This window comes from Mesorhizobium liriopis (assembly GCF_024053505.1).
Taxonomy (GTDB): domain Bacteria; phylum Pseudomonadota; class Alphaproteobacteria; order Rhizobiales; family Rhizobiaceae; genus Mesorhizobium_B; species Mesorhizobium_B liriopis.
The window spans coordinates 298,068-315,903 of sequence record NZ_JAMXQS010000003.1; the positions used below are offsets into that span (position 1 = coordinate 298,068).

At 64.3% G+C, this 17,836-nt stretch carries 18 protein-coding genes; 4 read left to right on the forward strand and 14 right to left on the reverse strand.

The features are described 5' to 3' along the window. The first annotated feature begins 178 nt into the window (after positions 1 to 178). On the forward strand, positions 179 to 1,366 hold the full coding sequence (locus NGM99_RS07200) for an alpha-hydroxy acid oxidase (protein WP_252817509.1): 1,188 nt from the start codon (positions 179 to 181) through the stop codon (positions 1,364 to 1,366). Here NGM99_RS07200 and NGM99_RS07205 read toward each other — a convergent pair. Then, entirely contained in the window at positions 1,339 to 1,713 is a 375-nt protein-coding gene (locus NGM99_RS07205) for a winged helix-turn-helix transcriptional regulator (protein WP_252817511.1), read from the reverse strand. The two genes, NGM99_RS07200 and NGM99_RS07205, sit on opposite strands and share 28 nt — an antisense overlap. Positions 1,714 to 1,807: 94 nt before the next feature. Here NGM99_RS07205 and NGM99_RS07210 point away from each other — a divergent pair, with 94 nt between their 5' ends. Beyond that, complete coding sequence (locus tag NGM99_RS07210; RefSeq protein ID WP_252817513.1) at positions 1,808 to 2,386, forward strand: NADPH-dependent FMN reductase; 579 nt, start codon at positions 1,808 to 1,810, stop codon at positions 2,384 to 2,386. 235 nt (positions 2,387 to 2,621) lie between these two features. Continuing rightward, complete coding sequence (locus NGM99_RS07215) at positions 2,622 to 3,593, forward strand: DMT family transporter (protein WP_252817515.1); 972 nt, start codon at positions 2,622 to 2,624, stop codon at positions 3,591 to 3,593. Here NGM99_RS07215 and NGM99_RS07220 read toward each other — a convergent pair. From NGM99_RS07220 to NGM99_RS07265, 10 genes are all read right to left on the reverse strand, one after another. After that, complete coding sequence (locus NGM99_RS07220) at positions 3,563 to 4,261, reverse strand: response regulator transcription factor (RefSeq protein ID WP_252817517.1); 699 nt, start codon at positions 4,259 to 4,261, stop codon at positions 3,563 to 3,565. The two genes, NGM99_RS07215 and NGM99_RS07220, sit on opposite strands and share 31 nt — an antisense overlap. Next, positions 4,258 to 6,951, reverse strand: a complete 2,694-nt coding sequence (locus NGM99_RS07225) for a DUF4118 domain-containing protein (protein ID WP_252817519.1) — start codon at positions 6,949 to 6,951, stop codon at positions 4,258 to 4,260. Before NGM99_RS07225 ends, NGM99_RS07220 begins: the two co-directional genes overlap by 4 nt. 34 nt (positions 6,952 to 6,985) lie before the next feature. Continuing rightward, entirely contained in the window at positions 6,986 to 7,555 is a 570-nt protein-coding gene (gene kdpC / locus NGM99_RS07230) for a potassium-transporting ATPase subunit KdpC (protein WP_252817521.1), read from the reverse strand. A gap of 26 nt (positions 7,556 to 7,581) precedes the next feature. Continuing rightward, positions 7,582 to 9,627 carry a potassium-transporting ATPase subunit KdpB gene (gene kdpB / locus NGM99_RS07235; RefSeq protein ID WP_252817523.1) on the reverse strand — a complete coding sequence of 682 codons (2,046 nt, stop codon included), beginning with the start codon at positions 9,625 to 9,627 and terminating at the stop codon, positions 7,582 to 7,584. Positions 9,628 to 9,662: 35 nt separating this feature from the next. After that, positions 9,663 to 9,863, reverse strand: coding sequence for a hypothetical protein (locus NGM99_RS07240; RefSeq protein WP_252817525.1), 201 nt, complete (start codon positions 9,861 to 9,863; stop codon positions 9,663 to 9,665). Between the two features lie 2 nt (positions 9,864 to 9,865). Then, positions 9,866 to 10,045 (reverse strand): hypothetical protein, encoded by a 180-nt coding sequence (locus NGM99_RS07245; RefSeq protein WP_252817527.1) that lies wholly within the window; start codon positions 10,043 to 10,045, stop codon positions 9,866 to 9,868. 8 nt (positions 10,046 to 10,053) lie between these two features. Beyond that, positions 10,054 to 11,757: a potassium-transporting ATPase subunit KdpA gene (gene kdpA, locus NGM99_RS07250; RefSeq protein WP_252817529.1), complete on the reverse strand. Its 1,704-nt coding sequence runs from the start codon at positions 11,755 to 11,757 to the stop codon at positions 10,054 to 10,056. A 10-nt stretch (positions 11,758 to 11,767) separates the two neighbouring features. Next, positions 11,768 to 11,857, reverse strand: coding sequence for a potassium-transporting ATPase subunit F (locus NGM99_RS07255; RefSeq protein WP_252817531.1), 90 nt, complete (start codon positions 11,855 to 11,857; stop codon positions 11,768 to 11,770). Positions 11,858 to 12,173: 316 nt separating this feature from the next. Beyond that, positions 12,174 to 12,437 carry a hypothetical protein gene (locus tag NGM99_RS07260; protein ID WP_252817533.1) on the reverse strand — a complete coding sequence of 88 codons (264 nt, stop codon included), beginning with the start codon at positions 12,435 to 12,437 and terminating at the stop codon, positions 12,174 to 12,176. A gap of 11 nt (positions 12,438 to 12,448) precedes the next feature. After that, positions 12,449 to 12,598 carry a hypothetical protein gene (locus NGM99_RS07265; RefSeq protein ID WP_252817535.1) on the reverse strand — a complete coding sequence of 50 codons (150 nt, stop codon included), beginning with the start codon at positions 12,596 to 12,598 and terminating at the stop codon, positions 12,449 to 12,451. 334 nt (positions 12,599 to 12,932) lie between these two features. On the opposite strand from NGM99_RS07265, the gene NGM99_RS07270 reads away from it, so the two are divergent. Next, complete coding sequence (locus NGM99_RS07270; protein ID WP_252817537.1) at positions 12,933 to 14,711, forward strand: glycoside hydrolase family 15 protein; 1,779 nt, start codon at positions 12,933 to 12,935, stop codon at positions 14,709 to 14,711. Between the two features lie 207 nt (positions 14,712 to 14,918). Here the strand turns inward: NGM99_RS07270 and NGM99_RS07275 are convergent, their stop codons facing one another. The 3 genes from NGM99_RS07275 to NGM99_RS07285 all read right to left on the reverse strand — a co-directional run bounded on the left by NGM99_RS07275 (position 14,919) and on the right by NGM99_RS07285 (position 17,829). Beyond that, positions 14,919 to 16,052: a Gfo/Idh/MocA family protein gene (locus NGM99_RS07275; protein WP_252817540.1), complete on the reverse strand. Its 1,134-nt coding sequence runs from the start codon at positions 16,050 to 16,052 to the stop codon at positions 14,919 to 14,921. An 83-nt stretch (positions 16,053 to 16,135) separates the two neighbouring features. After that, complete coding sequence (locus NGM99_RS07280) at positions 16,136 to 16,924, reverse strand: inositol monophosphatase family protein (protein ID WP_252817542.1); 789 nt, start codon at positions 16,922 to 16,924, stop codon at positions 16,136 to 16,138. Continuing rightward, positions 16,921 to 17,829 carry an ROK family protein gene (locus NGM99_RS07285; RefSeq protein ID WP_252817544.1) on the reverse strand — a complete coding sequence of 303 codons (909 nt, stop codon included), beginning with the start codon at positions 17,827 to 17,829 and terminating at the stop codon, positions 16,921 to 16,923. Before NGM99_RS07285 ends, NGM99_RS07280 begins: the two co-directional genes overlap by 4 nt. Between the last annotated feature and the right edge of the window lie 7 nt (positions 17,830 to 17,836).

A 17,836-nucleotide genomic window follows, 5' to 3' on the forward strand; every position in this document is an offset into this window, starting at 1 on the left:
GGCTCACGGTTCTGTGATCGGTATCACCCTCCGGTTATTTACTGCTGCGCACCGCCTTCAAATTTGAATGCCAACTCAACTAATTCCTCTCGCGCTTCAAGCGTGGAATGGCTATGCGCGTGGTCGGACCGAAGCGGAGCGGCTTCGGCACTCCAGCCAGATATGTGAGTTCGACATCATGCCCAAAGCGCTCACCATCGCGGACCTCAAGGCGCAGGCCAAGCGCCGGGTGCCGACCATGTTCTTCGATTATGCGGATTCGGGCTCTTGGACCGAATCCACCTACCGCTCGAACGAAGAGGATTTTTCGCGCATCAAGCTGCGCCAGCGCGTGCTGGTCGATATGACCGGCCGATCGCTTGAAAGCACGATGATCGGCGAGCGGGTGTCGATGCCCGTGGCACTCGCGCCGACCGGCTTCACCGGGATGCAGCACGCGGATGGCGAAATGCTGGCAGCGCAGGCGGCCGAAGAGTTCGGCGTCCCCTTCACGCTTTCGACCATGAGCATCTGCTCGATCGAGGACGTGGCCTCGGTCACCACCAAGCCGTTCTGGTTCCAGCTTTATGTGATGCAGGACCGCGATTTCGTGCTCAATCTCATCGACCGCGCCAAGGCCGCCAAATGCTCGGCGCTGGTCCTGACGCTCGATCTCCAGATCCTGGGCCAGCGCCACAAGGACCTACGCAACGGCTTGTCGGCCCCGCCCAAGCTGACGGTGAAGAACATTCTCGACATGGCCATCCGGCCGCGCTGGTGCATGGCGATGCTCAAGACGCCGCGTCGTACCTTCGGCAACATCGTCGGCCACGCCAAAGGCGTGAACGACCTGTCCTCGCTGTCGTCGTGGACGGCCGAGCAGTTCGACCCGCGCCTGTCATGGGACGACGTCGCCTGGATCAAGGAGCGCTGGGGCGGCAAGCTCATTCTCAAGGGCATCCTCGACCCTGAAGACGCTCGGCTCGCACGCGAAAGCGGGGCGGATGCGGTGATCGTATCCAACCATGGCGGCCGCCAGCTCGACGGCGCGCCGTCCTCGATCTCCATGCTGCCCTTCATCAAGGATGCGATGGGCGACAGGATCGAACTGCATCTCGATGGCGGCATTCGCTCGGGCCAGGATGTGATCAAGGCCTTGGCACTCGGTGCCAAGGGTGTCTTCATCGGTAGGCCGTTCCTTTACGGCCTGGGTGCCGGCGGCAAACAGGGTGTCAGGGAAGCGCTGGAGATCATCCGCAAGGAACTCGACATCACCATGGCGCTCTGCGGCAAGCGGGATATCCGGAATGTCGACGGATCGATCCTTTGGACGGAGCCGAAGAGCCTGATCGAGGACGATCAGGCCGCCAAATCCCGCCTATCGTAAGCCACGCGCGCGGCAATCACCCGAGGTTGGTTGGCGATCGCCCAGTCGCCCAGCGCGCGCAAGGGGCCGACCAGTTCGCAACCGAACGGCGTCAGCGCGTAGTCCACGCGGGGCGGCACGGTGGCATAGACCGTCCGCGTGACATAGCCGTCGCGTTCGAGCCCGCGCAGGGTGACGGTCAGCATCTTGCGCGAGATGCCGTCCACCTGTCGCTGGATGTCGCTGAAGCGCTGCGTGCCCGATGCCAGGAGCATCACGATATGCACGGTCCACTTGTCACCGATGAGCGCGATCACATCATTCGCCTTGCGGCAGGTGTGAGTAGGTGCGGAAACAGTCTGTTTCACGGAGGAGCCTTTGTTACCTTTCGGTGCCGTCTTGTATCAACTGCATGAGTCTCTATTCTAGTTTAGGTCTCTTTTAGAAACAAAAGGTTTGGAAATGAAAACCGTTGCCGTTCTCGTCGGCTCGCTGCGCCGCGAATCCATCAATCGCAAATTCGCCGAAAGCCTGGGCAAGCTCGCTGCCGACCGTCTCGACTTCAAACTCATCGAGATCGGCGACCTGCCGCTCTACAATGACGACCTTTGGGCCAATCCGCCTCAATCCGTTCTGCGCATGAAAAGCGAAGTGGAAGCGGCGGATGCCGTGCTGTTCGTCACCCCGGAATACAACCGTTACTTCACGCCCGCGCTCAAGAACGCCATCGACTGGGGCACGCGGCCCTGGGGTAAGAACTCATGGGCGGCGAAGCCTGCGGCCCTGACGGGTGCCACACCGGGCGCGACCGGTACGGCGGCAGGGCAGAACTCGCTGAAGGGCCTGCTCAATGTCGTGGACACGGTGCTGATGGGCCAGCCGGAGGTTTATTTTACCTACAAGCCCGAACTCTTCGACGCGGACAACAATGTGGTCGATCCGTCCACCCGGGACTTCCTGAATGGCTGGGTCGATCGCTTCGCGAAGTGGATCGAGCGGACATCCGAGCCCAAGGTGCAGGCACAGGCCGACGCGGCCTGAGGCTCTGATCTATACGAAGCCCATCCCGGAACATTTGCCGGGATGGGCCCCGTCCCTTCCGCCGACGAAGTGAGGGCGACGCCAGCCGGAAGCGCGCTGATGAATGGATTGAGGGGGCGCACGGTTCCCATGCCCTCGAACCGTTCGACTTTTCGCTGAATGCGCGCAAGATATTAATCAATATCATTGATCTCGGCGTGCGAACATCGCAAGGGACGCGCGTTCCGGAATCACCGTGGTCAGCCATCGCATGTCGAGCACAGGGGAGCCTTTCGAGCGCACTCTGCGCGGCATCGCACTCAGCGCTGCCGCCTATGGGCTGTTCTCGCTTCAAGACGCGATGGTGAAATGGCTGGTGGCAGGGCTTGCCGTGCCGCAGGTTTTGTTCTGCCGCTCCGTCATCATCGTGCTGATCATTCTCGCGGTCAGCGGCCGTTCCGTGCCCGCCGACCTGTGGGCCAGCCCCAACAAGAAAGCGTTGGTGGTGCGCGGATTTCTGATCATGCTCGCCTGGCTTCTGTTTTATTCTGCCGCGCGCGACTTGGGTCTTGCCGAACTCACCACGATCTATTTCGCGGCGCCGATCATGGTGGTGTGTCTTGCCGTCGTGATCCTCAAGGAAAAGGTCGATGCGCTGCGCTGGGTGATCGTGGCGACGGGCTTCGCGGGCGCGCTTCTGGCGGCGTGGCCCAGCGCCGAGATCAGCCCCCTGCCCGGCCTGATGGCGCTTCTTGCAGCACTTTGCTGGGGCTTCAGCACGATCCTCGTCCGGCTTGTCAGCCAGACCGAAAAGACGGGGAGCCAGATGCTGGCGAGCAATCTGCTCTTTTCGGTGGTGTGCGGGGCGACCATGCCATTCGTCTGGGTTACCCCCTCGCTGCATGACGCGCTGCTGTTGCTGGCCCTGGGGCTCGCGGGGGGACTGGGCCAGTATCTGCTTTTCGAAAGTTTTCGCTTCGCACCGGCCTCGGTGATCGCGCCGGTCGAGTATCTCGGGCTGATCTGGGCGTTTCTGCTCGGCTATGCGATCTGGAACGACGTGCCCGCTTTGCATGTGTTCGCGGGCGCGGGCCTCATCCTCGTTTCCAGCCTCATGCTGGTCTGGTCGCAGCGGCGCAGGCGGCCGGCCATCGAGGCACCCGAGGTGGTGCCGCTGCCGACCGATGGCGACGCGCTTCAGCCGGCGTCCGGCTCGCGCAACCGGTAGCCGACACCGGTTTCGGTGGTGAGGTAGCGCGGCTGGTCGGGGACCGGCTCGATCTTCTGGCGCAGCTGACGCACGTAGACCCGCACATATTGCAGGTCGTTCGCCCCTCCCCACACATGGTCGAGCAGGAATTTGTGCGTGATCACGCGGCCCGCATGGGTCACGAGGATCTGCAGGATATCGTATTCCTTGGGGCTCAGCTTCACCTCGCGGCCATCGAGCCTGACAATGCGCTTGACGAGATCGACCGACAGCCCATCACTCACATAAAGCGGCTTCTCGCCCTGCCGCTGGAAGCGGTGGCGTAGCGCCACGCGGATGCGGGCGGCGAGTTCCTTCATGCCGAAGGGCTTGGTGACGTAATCGTCCGCGCCGAGCTCAAGCGCACCGACGATGCCGGCCTCGTCGGTGCGGCTCGACAGGATGATGACCGGAAAGTCGTTCCCTTCCCCGCGCCAGCGGCGCAGGAGGTCGTGGCCGGGAATGTCGGGCAGGCCGAGATCGAGAAGAACGAGATCGGGCGCGGCTTCAATGACCGCTTCCAGCGCCAGCCGCCCGGTGGGCGCCTCGCGGACCGCAAAATCCTCGGCACCGAGGCCCACCCGCAGGAGCTTGCGGATCGGGGTCTCGTCATCCACCACCAGGATGGAAATGGGGGCGCCCGTCATGAGAGTTCGGTCTCCTCGCGGATGGGCACCGTGATCGTGAAGACGGCGCCCGAACGGTCGCGTCGGTTGCCCGCCAAGATCGTGCCGCCCATGGCTTCCACGAAGCCACGGCAGATGGAAAGCCCCAGCCCCGTGCCGGCCTCCACCTGATCCGTTTTTTCCACACGGGTGAAGCTGTCGAAGACGCGTTCGAGATCGTCTGCAGGGATGCCCGGCCCTTCATCGATGACCTCGATCACGATCTCGCCGGCCCTCGCATGCGCCTTGAGCGTGATCGTGGACGTTTGCGGCGCATATTTCGCGGCATTGTCGAGGAGGTTGAACACCACCTGCTCGAACAGAACCGGATCGACACACAGAAGCGGCAGGCCGCTTGCAAGATCGAGTTCGATCCTGTGACCGGCGGTGATCTTCGCGGCACGCCTGAGTGCCGCGCCGACGATCTCGCCGAGTTCGGAGGGCACCAGTTTGGGGGCCATCGCGCCCGAGCCGATGCGGGTCATGTCGAGAAGGTTGGCGATGAAGCGGTTCAGGCGCTCGGATTCGTCCACCACTGTTTGCAGCAGTTCCGCGCGGTCGGGGTCGGAAAGCGAAGGCGCATAGTCCCTGAGCGTGGTGCCCGCCCCCATGATGGCGGCGAGCGGTGTCTTGAGGTCGTGCGAGATCGAGGTGAGCAGGGCCGAGCGCAGGCGGTCGGCCTCGGTCGCGAGCTTGGCACGGTCCACATCGGCCACGAGCTGGATGCGCTCGATGGCGACCGCCGCCTGATCGGCTAGCGCGTTGAACAGGCGCCGCTGCTCGGGCGTCAAGAGCGGCCCTTGCTTGTCGTTATCGAGGCCAACTACGCCGACCGGCGTGCGCCCGGTGCGCAAGGGCAGATAGAGGCGGCGCGCGCCGGGCAGCGTGTCTGCGCCGCGCCCGGCGGGGCGGTTGTGCTCCCAGGCCCAGCGGGCGGCGGCGATGTCGGCTTCGGCGAGCGTGTCGTCGGGCGGATAGCCAGCGCGGACTGCGATCGTGTCACCCTCCGGCAGAAGCAGGACCACATGGACCTTGAGCATGGAGGCCATCTGAAAGGCGGTTGCCCAGAGGACGTCATCAAGGGTGCCGGTGCCGGCGAGCTTGCGGGAAAAGAGATAAAGGTCTTCCGTGGTGCGGGCGCGGGTGCGGGCCGCCACCGCCTGCCGCTGCACGGTCGCCGTCAGGTTCGACGCGATCACGGCGACGACGAGGAAAAAGCTCAGTGCCAGCACACTGTCGGGGTCGCGGATGGTCAGCGTGTAGCGCGGGTCGAGAAAAAAGAAGTTGAAGGCGAGCGCGCTCAAGCCGCTCGTCAGAAGAGCAGGCCAGATGCCGGCAGTGACTGCGGAGGTCAGCACCGCCATCAGAAAGACGAGCGCGATGTTCTGCACTTCGAGCACACGATCGAGCACCGTGCCGACGCCGATGCCGACCCCAACATAGAGCAGCGAGAGCGCATAGGGTAGAAGGCTCGGCCGGGTCTTGCGCTCGGCTATGCGCGTGTCGGGTTTCGCCGCCGTGCCGCCGGTCTCGGCGACCACATGCACGCTGATCGCCCCCGCATGGCGGATGATCTCGTGGACCAGCGAGCGGCGGAAAAACTGATGCCAGCGATGCGGGCGGGGGCTCCCCAGCACGAGATGCGTGAAGTTGTTGGCGCCCGCATAGCGCAAAAGCTCTTCCACCAGATCGCGGCCGGGCACGATCACTGCCTCGCCGCCCAACTGCTCGGCGAGCCGCATGGTCTCGGAAAGCCGGCTCTTGGCTTCTTCGCTGAGCGTGGCCGCATCGGCCGTTTCGACATGGACCGCAGCCCATGGCGCGCGCAAGCGCTCTGCCTGGCGCCGCGCATAGCGCACGAGCGAGGCGCTGCCCGGCGAAGCATCGACGCAGACCAGAACGCGTTCGCCCGCCGCCCATGGGCCCGCGATGGCGTGCGCCTGCATGTGGCTGAGCAACTGGTCGTCCACACGCTGGGCGGTGCGGCGGAGGGCCAGTTCGCGAAGCGCGGTCAGGTTGCCGGGCGAGAAATAGTTCTCGATGGCGCTTTTCGCGGTTGCGGGCAGATACACTTTGCCCTCGTGCAGGCGCCGAATCAGATCGCCGGGGGTGAGATCGATGACCTCGATCTCGTCGGCCTCGTCGATGACCGAATCCGGAACTGTTTCGCGCACGCGGATGCGCGTGATCTGGGCGACCACATCGTTCAAGCTTTCGACGTGCTGAATGTTGAGCGTCGAATAAACGTCGATGCCGCGCGCGAGCAGCTCCTGCACATCGAGATAGCGCTTGGGATGGCGGCTGCCGGGCGCGTTGGTGTGGGCAAGCTCATCGACCAGCACGAGCTGGGGTGCGCGCTTGAGCACCGCGTCGAGGTCCATCTCGTCGAGCTGGCGCCCACGATAGGAAACGGCCATGCGCCGGACCTGCTCGAAGCCCTCGACCAGCGCCTCCGTTTCCTTTCGTCCGTGGGTCTCCACCACGCCGATCACCACATCGACGCCGTCCGCTTTGCGCGCGCGGCCGGCGGACAGCATCTCGTATGTCTTGCCGACGCCCGGAGCCGCGCCGAGGAAGATCTTCAAGCGCCCCCGGTTCTCGCGTGCCACACGCGCCAAAAGCGCGTCCGGCGAGGGACGCGCTTCGCTGTCGATTCGGGTGTCAGAGGCCATGGGGCCTTGGGGCGCTTGTCATGAGTTCATGCCGTCAGCTTGAAGAGGCGCCGTCAAGGGCGAGGTTGAGTTCGAGCACATTGACCACAGGCTCGCCCATAAAGCCGAGCAGCGGCTCTTCGACTTGGCTATCCACCAGCGCGCGGACACGCGTCTCGTCGAGATTGCGTGCGCGCGCCACGCGGGGAACCTGGAAATAAGCGGCTTCCGGCGAGATATGCGGGTCGAGCCCGCTGCCCGAGCTGGTGACGAGGTCAATCGGCACGGCGGCGTTCGGGTTCTCGACCTTCAGCTTCTCGGTATCGGCCTTGATGCGCTCGATCAGCTTGGGGTTGGTGGGCCCCAGATTGGAGCCGGACGAAGACGTGGCATTGTAGCCCTCACCCGCGGCCGAAGGGCGGCCGTGGAAATAGGTGTCGCCCGCGAAATTCTGGCCGATCAGTTCGGAGCCGACCATCACGCCGTTGCGGGTAATCAGGCTGCCCTGGGCCTGACGGGGAAAGAGTGCGCCCGAGAGTGCGGTCATGCCTAGCGGGTAAAGAAGGCCGGTGATGACTGTCATGGCGACGATCATCACGAGGGCGGGACGGAAGTGCTTCAACATGATGTTTATCCTTCGGAGTCCGCGCGTCAGGCCAGGCCGAGCGCGGTGATGACGAGATCGATGGCCTTGATGCCGACGAAAGGCACCACGATGCCGCCGAGGCCGTAGATCAGGAGGTTGCGGCGGAGCAGCGCGCCCGCGCCCACCGCGCGATAGGCCACGCCCTTCAGCGAAAGCGGGATCAGGGCCACGATGATCAGGGCGTTGAAGATGATGGCCGAGAGGATGGCACTCTGCGGCGAGGCGAGGCCCATGATGTTGAGCGCGCCGAGCTGCGGATAGAAGGCCAGAAACATCGCGGGAATGATCGCGAAATATTTGGCGATGTCGTTGGCGATGGAGAAGGTCGTCAGCGCGCCGCGCGTCATCAAGAGCTGCTTGCCGATCTCCACGATCTCGATGAGCTTGGTGGGGTCAGAGTCGAGATCGACCATGTTGCCCGCCTCGCGCGCGGCCACCGTGCCGGTGTTCATCGCGACGCCCACATCGGCCTGGGCAAGTGCGGGCGCATCGTTGGTGCCGTCGCCGCACATGGCGACGAGCTTGCCCTTCGCCTGCTCCTCGCGGATCAGGTCGAGCTTGTTCTCAGGCGTCGCCTGGGCGAGGAAATCGTCCACCCCGGCTTCGGCCGCGATGGCCGCCGCTGTCATCGGATTGTCGCCCGTGATCATGACGGTGCGGATGCCCATGCGGCGAAGCTCGGCGAAGCGCTCGCGGATGCCGCCCTTGACGATATCCTTGAGGTATATGACGCCAAGCAGCTTGCCGTCCTTGGCGACGCCGAGCGGGGTGCCGCCGGCTTTCGCGATCTCGTCGGCGATGCTCTGCAGTTCGCGCACGGCTTCGCTGCCTGCACCATTACCGACATGGCGCAAAACCGCTTCCACCGCGCCCTTGTGGATCGAAGAGCCATCGAGATCCACGCCGCTCATGCGGCTTTGCGCAGTGAAGGGGACGAAAGTGGCGTTGAGGGTGCCCATGTCGCGGGCGCGGATGTTGTACTTCTCCTTGGCGAGCACGGTGATCGAGCGGCCTTCCGGCGTCTCGTCGGCGAGCGAAGCCAGTTGAGCCGCATCCGCCAGTTCATTCTCGGGCACGCCGCGAAGGGCGCGGAACTCGGTCGCCTGACGGTTGCCGAGCGTGATCGTGCCGGTCTTGTCGAGCAACAGCGTGTCGACATCGCCCGCCGCCTCCACCGCGCGGCCCGACATGGCGAGCACGTTGAAGCGCACCAGACGGTCCATGCCGGCAATGCCGATGGCCGAGAGAAGCGCGCCGATCGTGGTGGGGATCAGCGTTACGAAGAGCGCGACCAGCACCGCGACGGGGATCGAGCCCCCGGCATAAGAGGCGAAGCTCGGGATCGAGACCACGGCGAAGACGAAGATCAGCGTCATGCCGGCGAGCAGAATGTTGAGCGCGATCTCGTTGGGTGTCTTCTGACGCTCGGCACCTTCGACGAGGCTGATCATACGGTCGATGAAGGTCGAGCCGGCAGCTGCCGTGATGCGCACGCGTATCCAGTCCGACAGAACCTGCGTGCCGCCCGTCACGGCCGAGCGGTCGCCGCCCGACTCACGGATCACGGGCGCCGACTCGCCGGTGATCGCCGCCTCGTTGACGGACGCCACCCCTTCCACGACCTCGCCATCGGAAGGGATGATGTCGCCGGCCTCGACCAGCACGAGGTCGCCGACCTTGAGGCTGGTGCCGGGCACGAGCTTGAACGACTTGCCGTCCGCACCGATCAGCTTGCCTTCGGTTTCGGTGCGGGTGCGGCGCAAGCTGTCGGCCTGCGCCTTGCCGCGGCCTTCGGCGACCGCTTCGGCGAAGTTCGCGAAAAAAACGGTGAACCACAGCCAAAGGATGATCTGGAACGAGAAGCCGAGATTTTCCGCGCCGACCGCAAGGTCCTTGACGAAAAGAACGGTGGTGAGGACGGACACGACCGCGACCACGAACATTACGGGATTGCGGGCGAGGCTGCGCGGGTCGAGCTTGCGGAACGCGCCGCCAAGCGCGGGAAAAAGGATGCTGGGGTCCAGCAGGCTCGATGAACGTGATTGGGTCATGGGTGACTCCGGCGAGATTCGGTTGAGCGGCGCGATCAGGCGACGAAGCGCGTGATGGCCAGTGCGATGGCGTAGACGGCGGCGAGCAGGAGAAGTGGCCCAGCCACCAGGAAAAGGGGATCGAAGCCGTCCTGCGAGACCGCCCGGCGCGGGTTGAGCAAGGCTCGAAACGTTTCGGCCCACGATCGTGGCGACAACCGGCAAGCGGAGAGCGGGAAGAGCTTCGGCAGACCCATGGTCATATGATCCCCAGGAGCCGCGGCAGGATCTGGAACACGAACACCAGAACCGCGCCCGCGAGCACGATGACGAACAGAAAATCCGAGGTCTGGAAGCCGTGCCCGGGCTTTGGCTTCCGTCGCTTTGCCAGAAGCCATCGCGTGATGGCTCCCGGCATGTGCTGGCGATGAGGCGACATGAGTTCACCTAGAAAGTCTGGCCGGCGACCGTGGCGAGGTGCTCGACGATGGGACCGAGTGCCAAAGCCGGAAAGAACTCCAGGCCGCCGACGATCATGATCACGCCGATCAAGAGACCCACGAAAAGCGGGCCGTGGGTCGGAAAGGTGCCGGCGGATGCGGGCACGGTCTTCTTCGTGACCAGCGAACCCGCCAGCGCCATCACCGGCACGATCATCAGGAAGCGACCCATGAGCATCGCGAGCCCGAGCGTGGTGTTGTACCAGGGCGTGTTGGCCGAAAGCCCGCCAAAGGCCGAACCGTTGTTGGCGGCCGCCGACACATAGGCGTAGAGCACTTCCGCGAAACCATGCGGACCGGGATTGGCCATCGAGGCCACGCCGGTGGGCAGAACCACGGCGACTGCCGTAAGGCCGAGCATCACGAGGGGCAGGATCAGAAGGGCAAGCATCGCCATCTTCACCTCCTTGGCCTCGATCTTCTTGCCGAGATATTCCGGCGTGCGGCCGACCATCAGGCCCGCCACGAAGATCGACACGACAACGAACAGCAGTGCGCCGTAGAGGCCCGCGCCTACGCCGCCGACCACGATCTCGCCCAGCATCATGTTGATGAGCGGGATCATGCCGCCGAGCGCCATGAAGCTGTCATGCATGGCGTTCACCGCGCCGCAGGAGGCGGCGGTGGTGATGACCGCGAAGAGCGCGGAGAGTGCGATGCCGAAGCGCGCTTCCTTGCCTTCCATGTTGCCGCCATCGAGGCCGAGCGCGTGCACCAGCGGGTTGCCGGCGGCCTCCGCCCAGTAGCAGACCGCGACGCCCGCGATGAACAGGAGTCCCATCGCCGACAGGATCGCCCAGCCCTGGCGCTCGTCGCCGACCATGCGGCCGAAAACGTTGGTGAGGGCCGCGCCGATCGCGAAGATCGACACCATCTGGATCATGTTGACGAGCGCGCCCGGATTCTCGAACGGATGCGCGGAGTTGGCGTTGAAGAAACCGCCGCCATTGGTGCCGAGCATCTTGATGGCGAGCTGCGAGGCGACCGGCCCGACCGCTATCACCTGATCCGCCCCTTCGAGGGTCTTCGCGCTCACGTAAGCGCCAAGGGTCTGCGGCACACCGAGTGCGACGTAAACGAGGGTGAGAACTATGCAGAGCGGGAGCAGCACGTAGAGCGTCGCGCGGGTCATATCGACCCAGAAATTGCCGAGCGTCTTCACCGATTTGCGCGCGAAAGCGCGGATCAGTGCCACGGCGATCGCGATGCCTGTGGCGGCGGACACGAAGTTCTGCACCGTCAGACCAGCCATCTGCGTGAGGTAGGACATGGTGCTTTCGCCGCCATAAGACTGCCAGTTGGTGTTGGAAACGAAGCTCGCGGCGGTGTTGAAGGCGAGGTCGGCAGGCAAATTGACCATGCCGGCCGGATTGAGTGGCAACACGCCTTGCAGGCGCTGGATGGCGTAAAGAGCCAAGAAACCCACAAGACTGAAGGCGAGCATGGCGAGCGTGTAGGCGAGCCAATGCTGCTCCTCGTCCTCACGCGTACCGGCGAGGCGGTAGAGCCCGCGCTCGATGGGCCTGAATACGGGAGAGAGCCAGATACGGCCGCCCCCGAGCACGGCGGTGAGATAGGCGCCGAGCGGCTTCACCAGCGCCAGCACGATTGCGCAGAACAGGATGATCTGCAGCCAACCCGAGAATGTCATGATGGATGTCCTAGAAGCGCTCGGGGCGCACGAGCGCGTAAGCAAGGTAGACGAGGATCAGCAGAGCGACGGCGCCACCGAGGACATAGTCGAAAAACATAAGACGGTGCCTCGCGGATCAAAGCGCGTCGCAGAGCGAAACGTAGGTGGCCGAAGCGGCGAAGAAGAAGACGCTCAGGGCCAGAAAGACGATGTCCAAACCGGTGCCTCCGGGTAGCGGCGGCATGAGGCCGGCGCGCGAAAGGAAATTGGACCGAACGGCGCGAGGGAGCCCTCAGCCTGGATAGGCACGGGCGCGGCAAGGCCGTTCGGTGAAGGAGAAAATGGTCCGGAGGCCCATCAAGGATCGAGAGGGCGGGCCGGGCGGAGATATAAGGATTTTATAAAGGCCGACGGTTCTGCGGCGGCACCGGCCGTCAGGCAGCGTGCTGTGCCGGTTTCGCGCGGTCTGCGACCGGACGCAACGCCGCCTCGATCTCGTCCACCGGGGCACACCATACGGCGCCCGGCTGATAGTCGCTTTCGACCATGGCGAAATGCACGGCGGCCTGCTGGCTCACGAAAAGGCCACCGACGCGATTCTGCCTGTCCACCACCGTCCAGCGCCCGGTGCGATCGCGCCCAACCTTGAAGCGGCACAGGGCTTCGGAACCGGCAAGAGTTTCTATGGCTCGTCCCATCACCGTTCTCCTCAAGCCGCGACGAAGGCCCAGACGAGGCCGAGGATGAGCGCGTAGAGCAGGCTTAAGGCCAGGATCAGCCTTGCGCCCGGCATCGCCACATGTGGTGCGCGGGCCGCAGCGCCAAACTTCGCTTCGAAGATCGGAAAACCGCGAGTCATTTTTGGGATCTTTCCATTGATTTCGCTGTGTCGGCCAGGGCTCGAAGCCATCGGCCGACAGCGGGAAATCTATGAGGCTCCGCATAGGAACTCGATCCGCGTGGCGAGCTTAAGATATCAAAACGGCATAAAGGCCGGCCGGAGCATGCGCTCGCGAAGGTGTCATGCCGCAGTGCGGGAACGAGCGGCCGGGCTTTGCTCTTTCCATCCTAACAAATGATGGAATCGAGCCGATGAAGCCCTGCCCGCCCCTGCCTTCGCAAAAACTGTCGGGGCCACTGTCATGATCGCCTTCCGTTCATGGATCGGCGGAGCCGGGGGAGAGCAGCAGAGCTTGAACAGCACGCAACGCAACAACGGCTTTCTGCCGCTCGAAGCCTACGCGGCGCTCGGCAATGGCCGCACCGTGGCTCTGTCGGGTGCGGATGGCTCGATCGACTGGTGGTGCGTGCCTTCCATGGACGCGCCGCCGCTGTTCGACAGGCTCGTCTCGCCCGACGAAGGCGGCTGCTTCGTGGTGGCGCCCGACGCACCTTTCACGGCTGAGCAGCGCTATCGCGAGGACAGCAATGTCCATGAAACGGTGTTCACCACCGATGAGGGCAAGGCGGTTCTGGTGGAATCGCTCAACAGCGGCCCGGCCGGGCGCCTGCCCTGGGAGGAACTGGCACGCCGCGTGGAGGGCATCGAAGGCACGGTGCGCTTCCGTTTCGAGGTGCGGTTCGGCACGGCCGCCGATACCGTGTCGCCCTATCTCAGCCATTCCGCCAACGGCATCATCTTCCACGCGGGCCGCGTGCTCGGCATGATTCTGACAAGCGACGGTATCTCGCGCGAAGTGGAGGAGGACCAGCACTTCGCGGGCTCGTTCACGGTCTCGGCCGGCACGCGCGAGGTGGTCGCCATCGTGGCCGGACGCGACGAGCCGCTGGTGATTCCGGATATCGCGGTCATCGACGACCGCATCGACGTGTCCGACCGCGAATGGCGGGAGTGGTCCGACGCGGTTTCCTACCAAGGGCCGCACAAGGCGCATGTGCGTCGCTCCGCGCTGGCGTTGAAGCTTCTGCTCTACTCGCCGAGCGGTGCCATCGCCGCGGCGGCCACCACATCGCTGCCGGAAGGGGCCGGGGCGGGCAAGAATTACGACTACCGCTTCGCCTGGGTGCGCGATGCGGGCTACACGATCAAGGCCTTCCTACGCATCGGCGCGGAAGCGGAAGCCAAGGCGGCTCTCACCTGGCTGATCGAACAGCTCGTCCACAACAAGACCAGGGTCTGCTACCGCCTCGAAGGCGGACCGGTGCCCGAGGTGAGCGAGATCGACCTGCCCGGCTATCGCGGCGAGAAGCCGGTGCGCCGCGGCAATGACGCGGCCATCCAGCACCAGCACGGCATCTATGGCGATATTTTCGAAACCGTCGCGGGCTTCGTTGCAGCCGGCAACATCCTCGACAACCAGAGCGCGATGCTCTTGGCCGAACTTGCCGATGAGTGCGCCGACTGCTGGCGGCAAAAGGATTCAGGCATCTGGGAACTGCCCGAAAAGCGGCACTTCACCATGTCCAAGATCTCGTGCTGGCAGGCGCTCGCGCGCGCCGTCGAACTGGCCGAGGGCAGGCATATCCCCGACAACTGCCGCGAGCGCTGGGAACGCGAGCGGGACCGCATCCTGGAATGGGTGGAAGACCATTGCTGGTCGGAAGAGCGGCAGGCCTACCTCGCTTATCCCGGCGCGGACGGCTTGGATGCCTCGGTCGCGCTCGCGGTGCGCTTCGGCTTCGACGGGCGCGACAAGCTCGAAAAGACGATCCGCGCGATCGACAAAGAGCTGAAAAGCGGGCCGTTGCACTACCGCTACACGGGCATGGACAAGCAGGAGCACTGTTTCCTTGCCTGCTCGTTCTGGATGGCGGAAGCCAAGGCGCTTCTTGGGCATCGCGAAGAGGCGGAAAAGGATTTCCAGGCGGTGCTGGACCTGATCGACCGGAGTTCGGGGGTTTACAGCGAGATGGCGGAGGCGAAAACCGGTGCGTTCTGGGGAAACATGCCGCAGGGCCTGACGCATCTGGCACTGATCGGGGCGGCTTCGACCTTGGCGGATGGAGAGTAGGGCTTGGGGCGTGAGTCAGGCGAGGAGGTTACTCCCACGTCTTACCCCTCCCCACAGGTGGGAGGGGGACGTGAGCGCCGAGTTCCGCTTCCGCGCTCACGCCTGGCTCAACAAGAGGGGTGCAACGCCGATCTCCTCCCTCCCCTTGTGCGGAGGGATAAAGGGTGGAGTGGCGGTGCCGCTTCACTGGGCTTTCGAAGGGAACTTTCAATCCCCCGTCGGCCCACTCGCATTCACCTCTTTCCCTGGCTTCACCGGCGAAAGCGTCTGTTCCTGCGCGTCCGGGTCGATCCGCTGCGTGCGCACGAAAGGCTCCAGCTTCACCGGCCCCTTGGTTTCCGCGGCCCGTACGATGCCTTCGATCACGCGCAGGTCCGCCAGGCCTTCTTCCGCGTTCGGCTCGGGCTCCTTGTCGTTCAGGATGCAGTCCGAGAAATAGCGCATCTCGCCGCCGAACTGGTCGGTCGCCTTGAAGCTCTCATGGGTCTTCTTTTCGCCCACTGTGCGGTTCTGTTCGAGCGGCGTACCGAAGCCGTAGGCAGGGCTCATATGGATGCTGCCCTCGGTGCCCGCCACGATGTAGCTGTCCACGGAGTTTGCGAAATAGGAAACCGTGAAGCTCGCCAGCCGGTCACCCGGCATCCGCAAGACCACGGCCCAGGTATCGTCGATGTCCATGCCGGAATCCGGCTGGCGCGTCGCGACCGCCGAGACCACCTCTTCCGGCTCGGTTCCGAAAAGATAGCGGATGGCATTGATCGGATACGGGCCCATGTCGAACAAGGGTCCCGCTTCGATGCCGCTCGTGGCGCGATGGTTCTTCGGATCGACCTTCTGCGTGAAGCAGGAGGTGAAGGCCACGATCCGCCCCAGTTCGCCCGCGCGGATGCGCTTGATGGCGTCGAGCGTGGCCGGCTCGAAATGCAGGCGATAGGCGACCATCAGCTTGGCGGAGGAAACCTTCGCCGCTTCGGCGATCTCCTGCGATTTCTCGGTCGAGATCTCGAGGGGCTTTTCGCACAGCACATGGATGCCGGCCTGAAGTGCGGGGATCGCGAACTCGGCGTGCCGCCAGTTGGGCGTGCCGAGATAGACCGCATCGATCAGGCCGGATTTGAGCAGATCGTCGAACTGCTCGTAGCTGTAGGCGTGCTCGACGCCATACTGCTTGGCCAGTTCCTTGGCCTTTTCCGGGTCGCCGGTGACGATCGCGGTCAGCTCCGAATTGCCGGTGTGCTTGATGCCCGGCATCATCGCCTGCTGCGTGATGTCGCCGGCACCGACCACGGCATAGCGCACTTTCTTGTCCGAGCTCAGCCCGAGGGCGGATGCGATGCTCATTGTCTGATGTCCCATGCTTTCGATTGCCGCGCCTCAACCGGCAGCGGCGGCATGGGTTGCATGAAGCAAGGCTTTGTGACGCCTCAGCCCTTCAGCACACGATGGAGTTCGTCGAAGACGGCAGGGCCGCCGGCAACCAGCCAATTGCCTTTGTGGAGCGCATCGCCCGCCAGAAAGTCGTTGGTTCGGAGGCCCGCGGCGCGGATCACGCCGATGGCACCCAGACAATCCCAGGAATTGATGTGGGGTTCGATGTAGCCGATCAGCCGCCCTGCCGCGACGTAGCAGAGCGAAAGCGCGCCGGAGCCGTCTCGGTAGAAGGTGCCGTCGGCGCCAAGCAGCCGCTCGAAGACGGGCGCCACATCGGCATGGCTGACGCGCGGCGAATAGCCGAAACCGGTGATGCCCTGGTTCAGCGCGTTCGCGTCATTGCGCTCGACGGGTTCGTTGTTGAGCGTCGCCGGAAAGCCCTCGCCGCCTGCGAAAAGCTCGTCGCGCGCGGGCGCGAAGACCATCCCGAATCTAACCTCGCCATCGCGCATGAAGGCAATCGACACGCACCAGCTCGACATGCCGCAGATGAAGGGCTGGGTGCCGTCGATCGGGTCGACCACCCATATGCCCTGTCCGGGCTCGTAATCGCTGATGCCGGTTTCCTCGCCCAGAAAAGCATCATCGGGCCATGCGGCTTCGAGCCGGCGACGGATCAGCAGCTCGGTTTCCAGATCGGCCTCGCTGGCCAGATCCTGCATGCCCTTGCTTTTGACGGTCAGCGCATTTCGTTTCCGGAAATAGCCCAACGCCAGCGCGCCCGCCTCGCGAATGAGGTCGAGCGCGAACCCGAAGCGCGCGTCGAGATCGGAACTGCTCATGCTCGATATGATTCCTTCCAGAGCCAGGCGGCACCACGGACGCCACTCGCATCGCCGTGTTTCGCCCGCTTGATGGGCGTGTGAAAAACGGTCGAGAAGATACGGCCTGCCAGAACTTGCGGCAGGTCTTCGTAGAGCTCATCCACATTCGACATGCCACCGCCCATCACGAAGACGTCCGGGTCGAGCGTGTTGACTACGGTCGCAAGCCCGCGTGCCACACGATCCACATAGCGCTCCCACAAAAGTCCCGCGAGGCGATCGCCCGCGCGCTTCTTGGCGACGATATCGCGTGCCTTCAGCTCCTCGCCGGTATGCGCAAGATATTCCGCCTCGAAGGCGCGGCCCGAAACCCAGGTTTCCATGCAGCCATGCCGTCCGCAATAGCAGGCGCGGCCCGGAACCTCGGTGGAGTTCGGAAAAGGCAGGGGGTTGTGCCCCCACTCGCCGCCGCTGTTGTTGGGTCCATGGTGGGCACGTCCGCCGATCGCTATGCCGGCGCCCGCGCCCGATCCCAGGATGACCGCGAAAACCACATTGTGGCCGACCCCCGCCCCGTCCACCGCTTCGGAGGCGGCGAAACAGTCGGCGTCGTTCTCGACCCGCAATTCGCGTCCCAGCGCATCCTGCAGATCCTCTTCCACTGGGCGTCCGAGAAGCCATGTCGAACTTGCGCCCTTGCCGATGCGGCTTTGCGGCTCGAGCGAGCCGGGAATTCCGATGCCGACCGAACCCTGCCGGCCCGTGTCGCGCTCGATGCGCTCGATCATCCGGCGGATCGCGGCGATGCAGCCGAAATAATCGTGCCGCGGCGTATCCTCACGCAGGCGCAGAAGCTCGCGCCCATCGGCCTCCATCGCGACACCCTCGATCTTGGTGCCGCCCCAGTCGATGCCGATCAACATGGCGAAC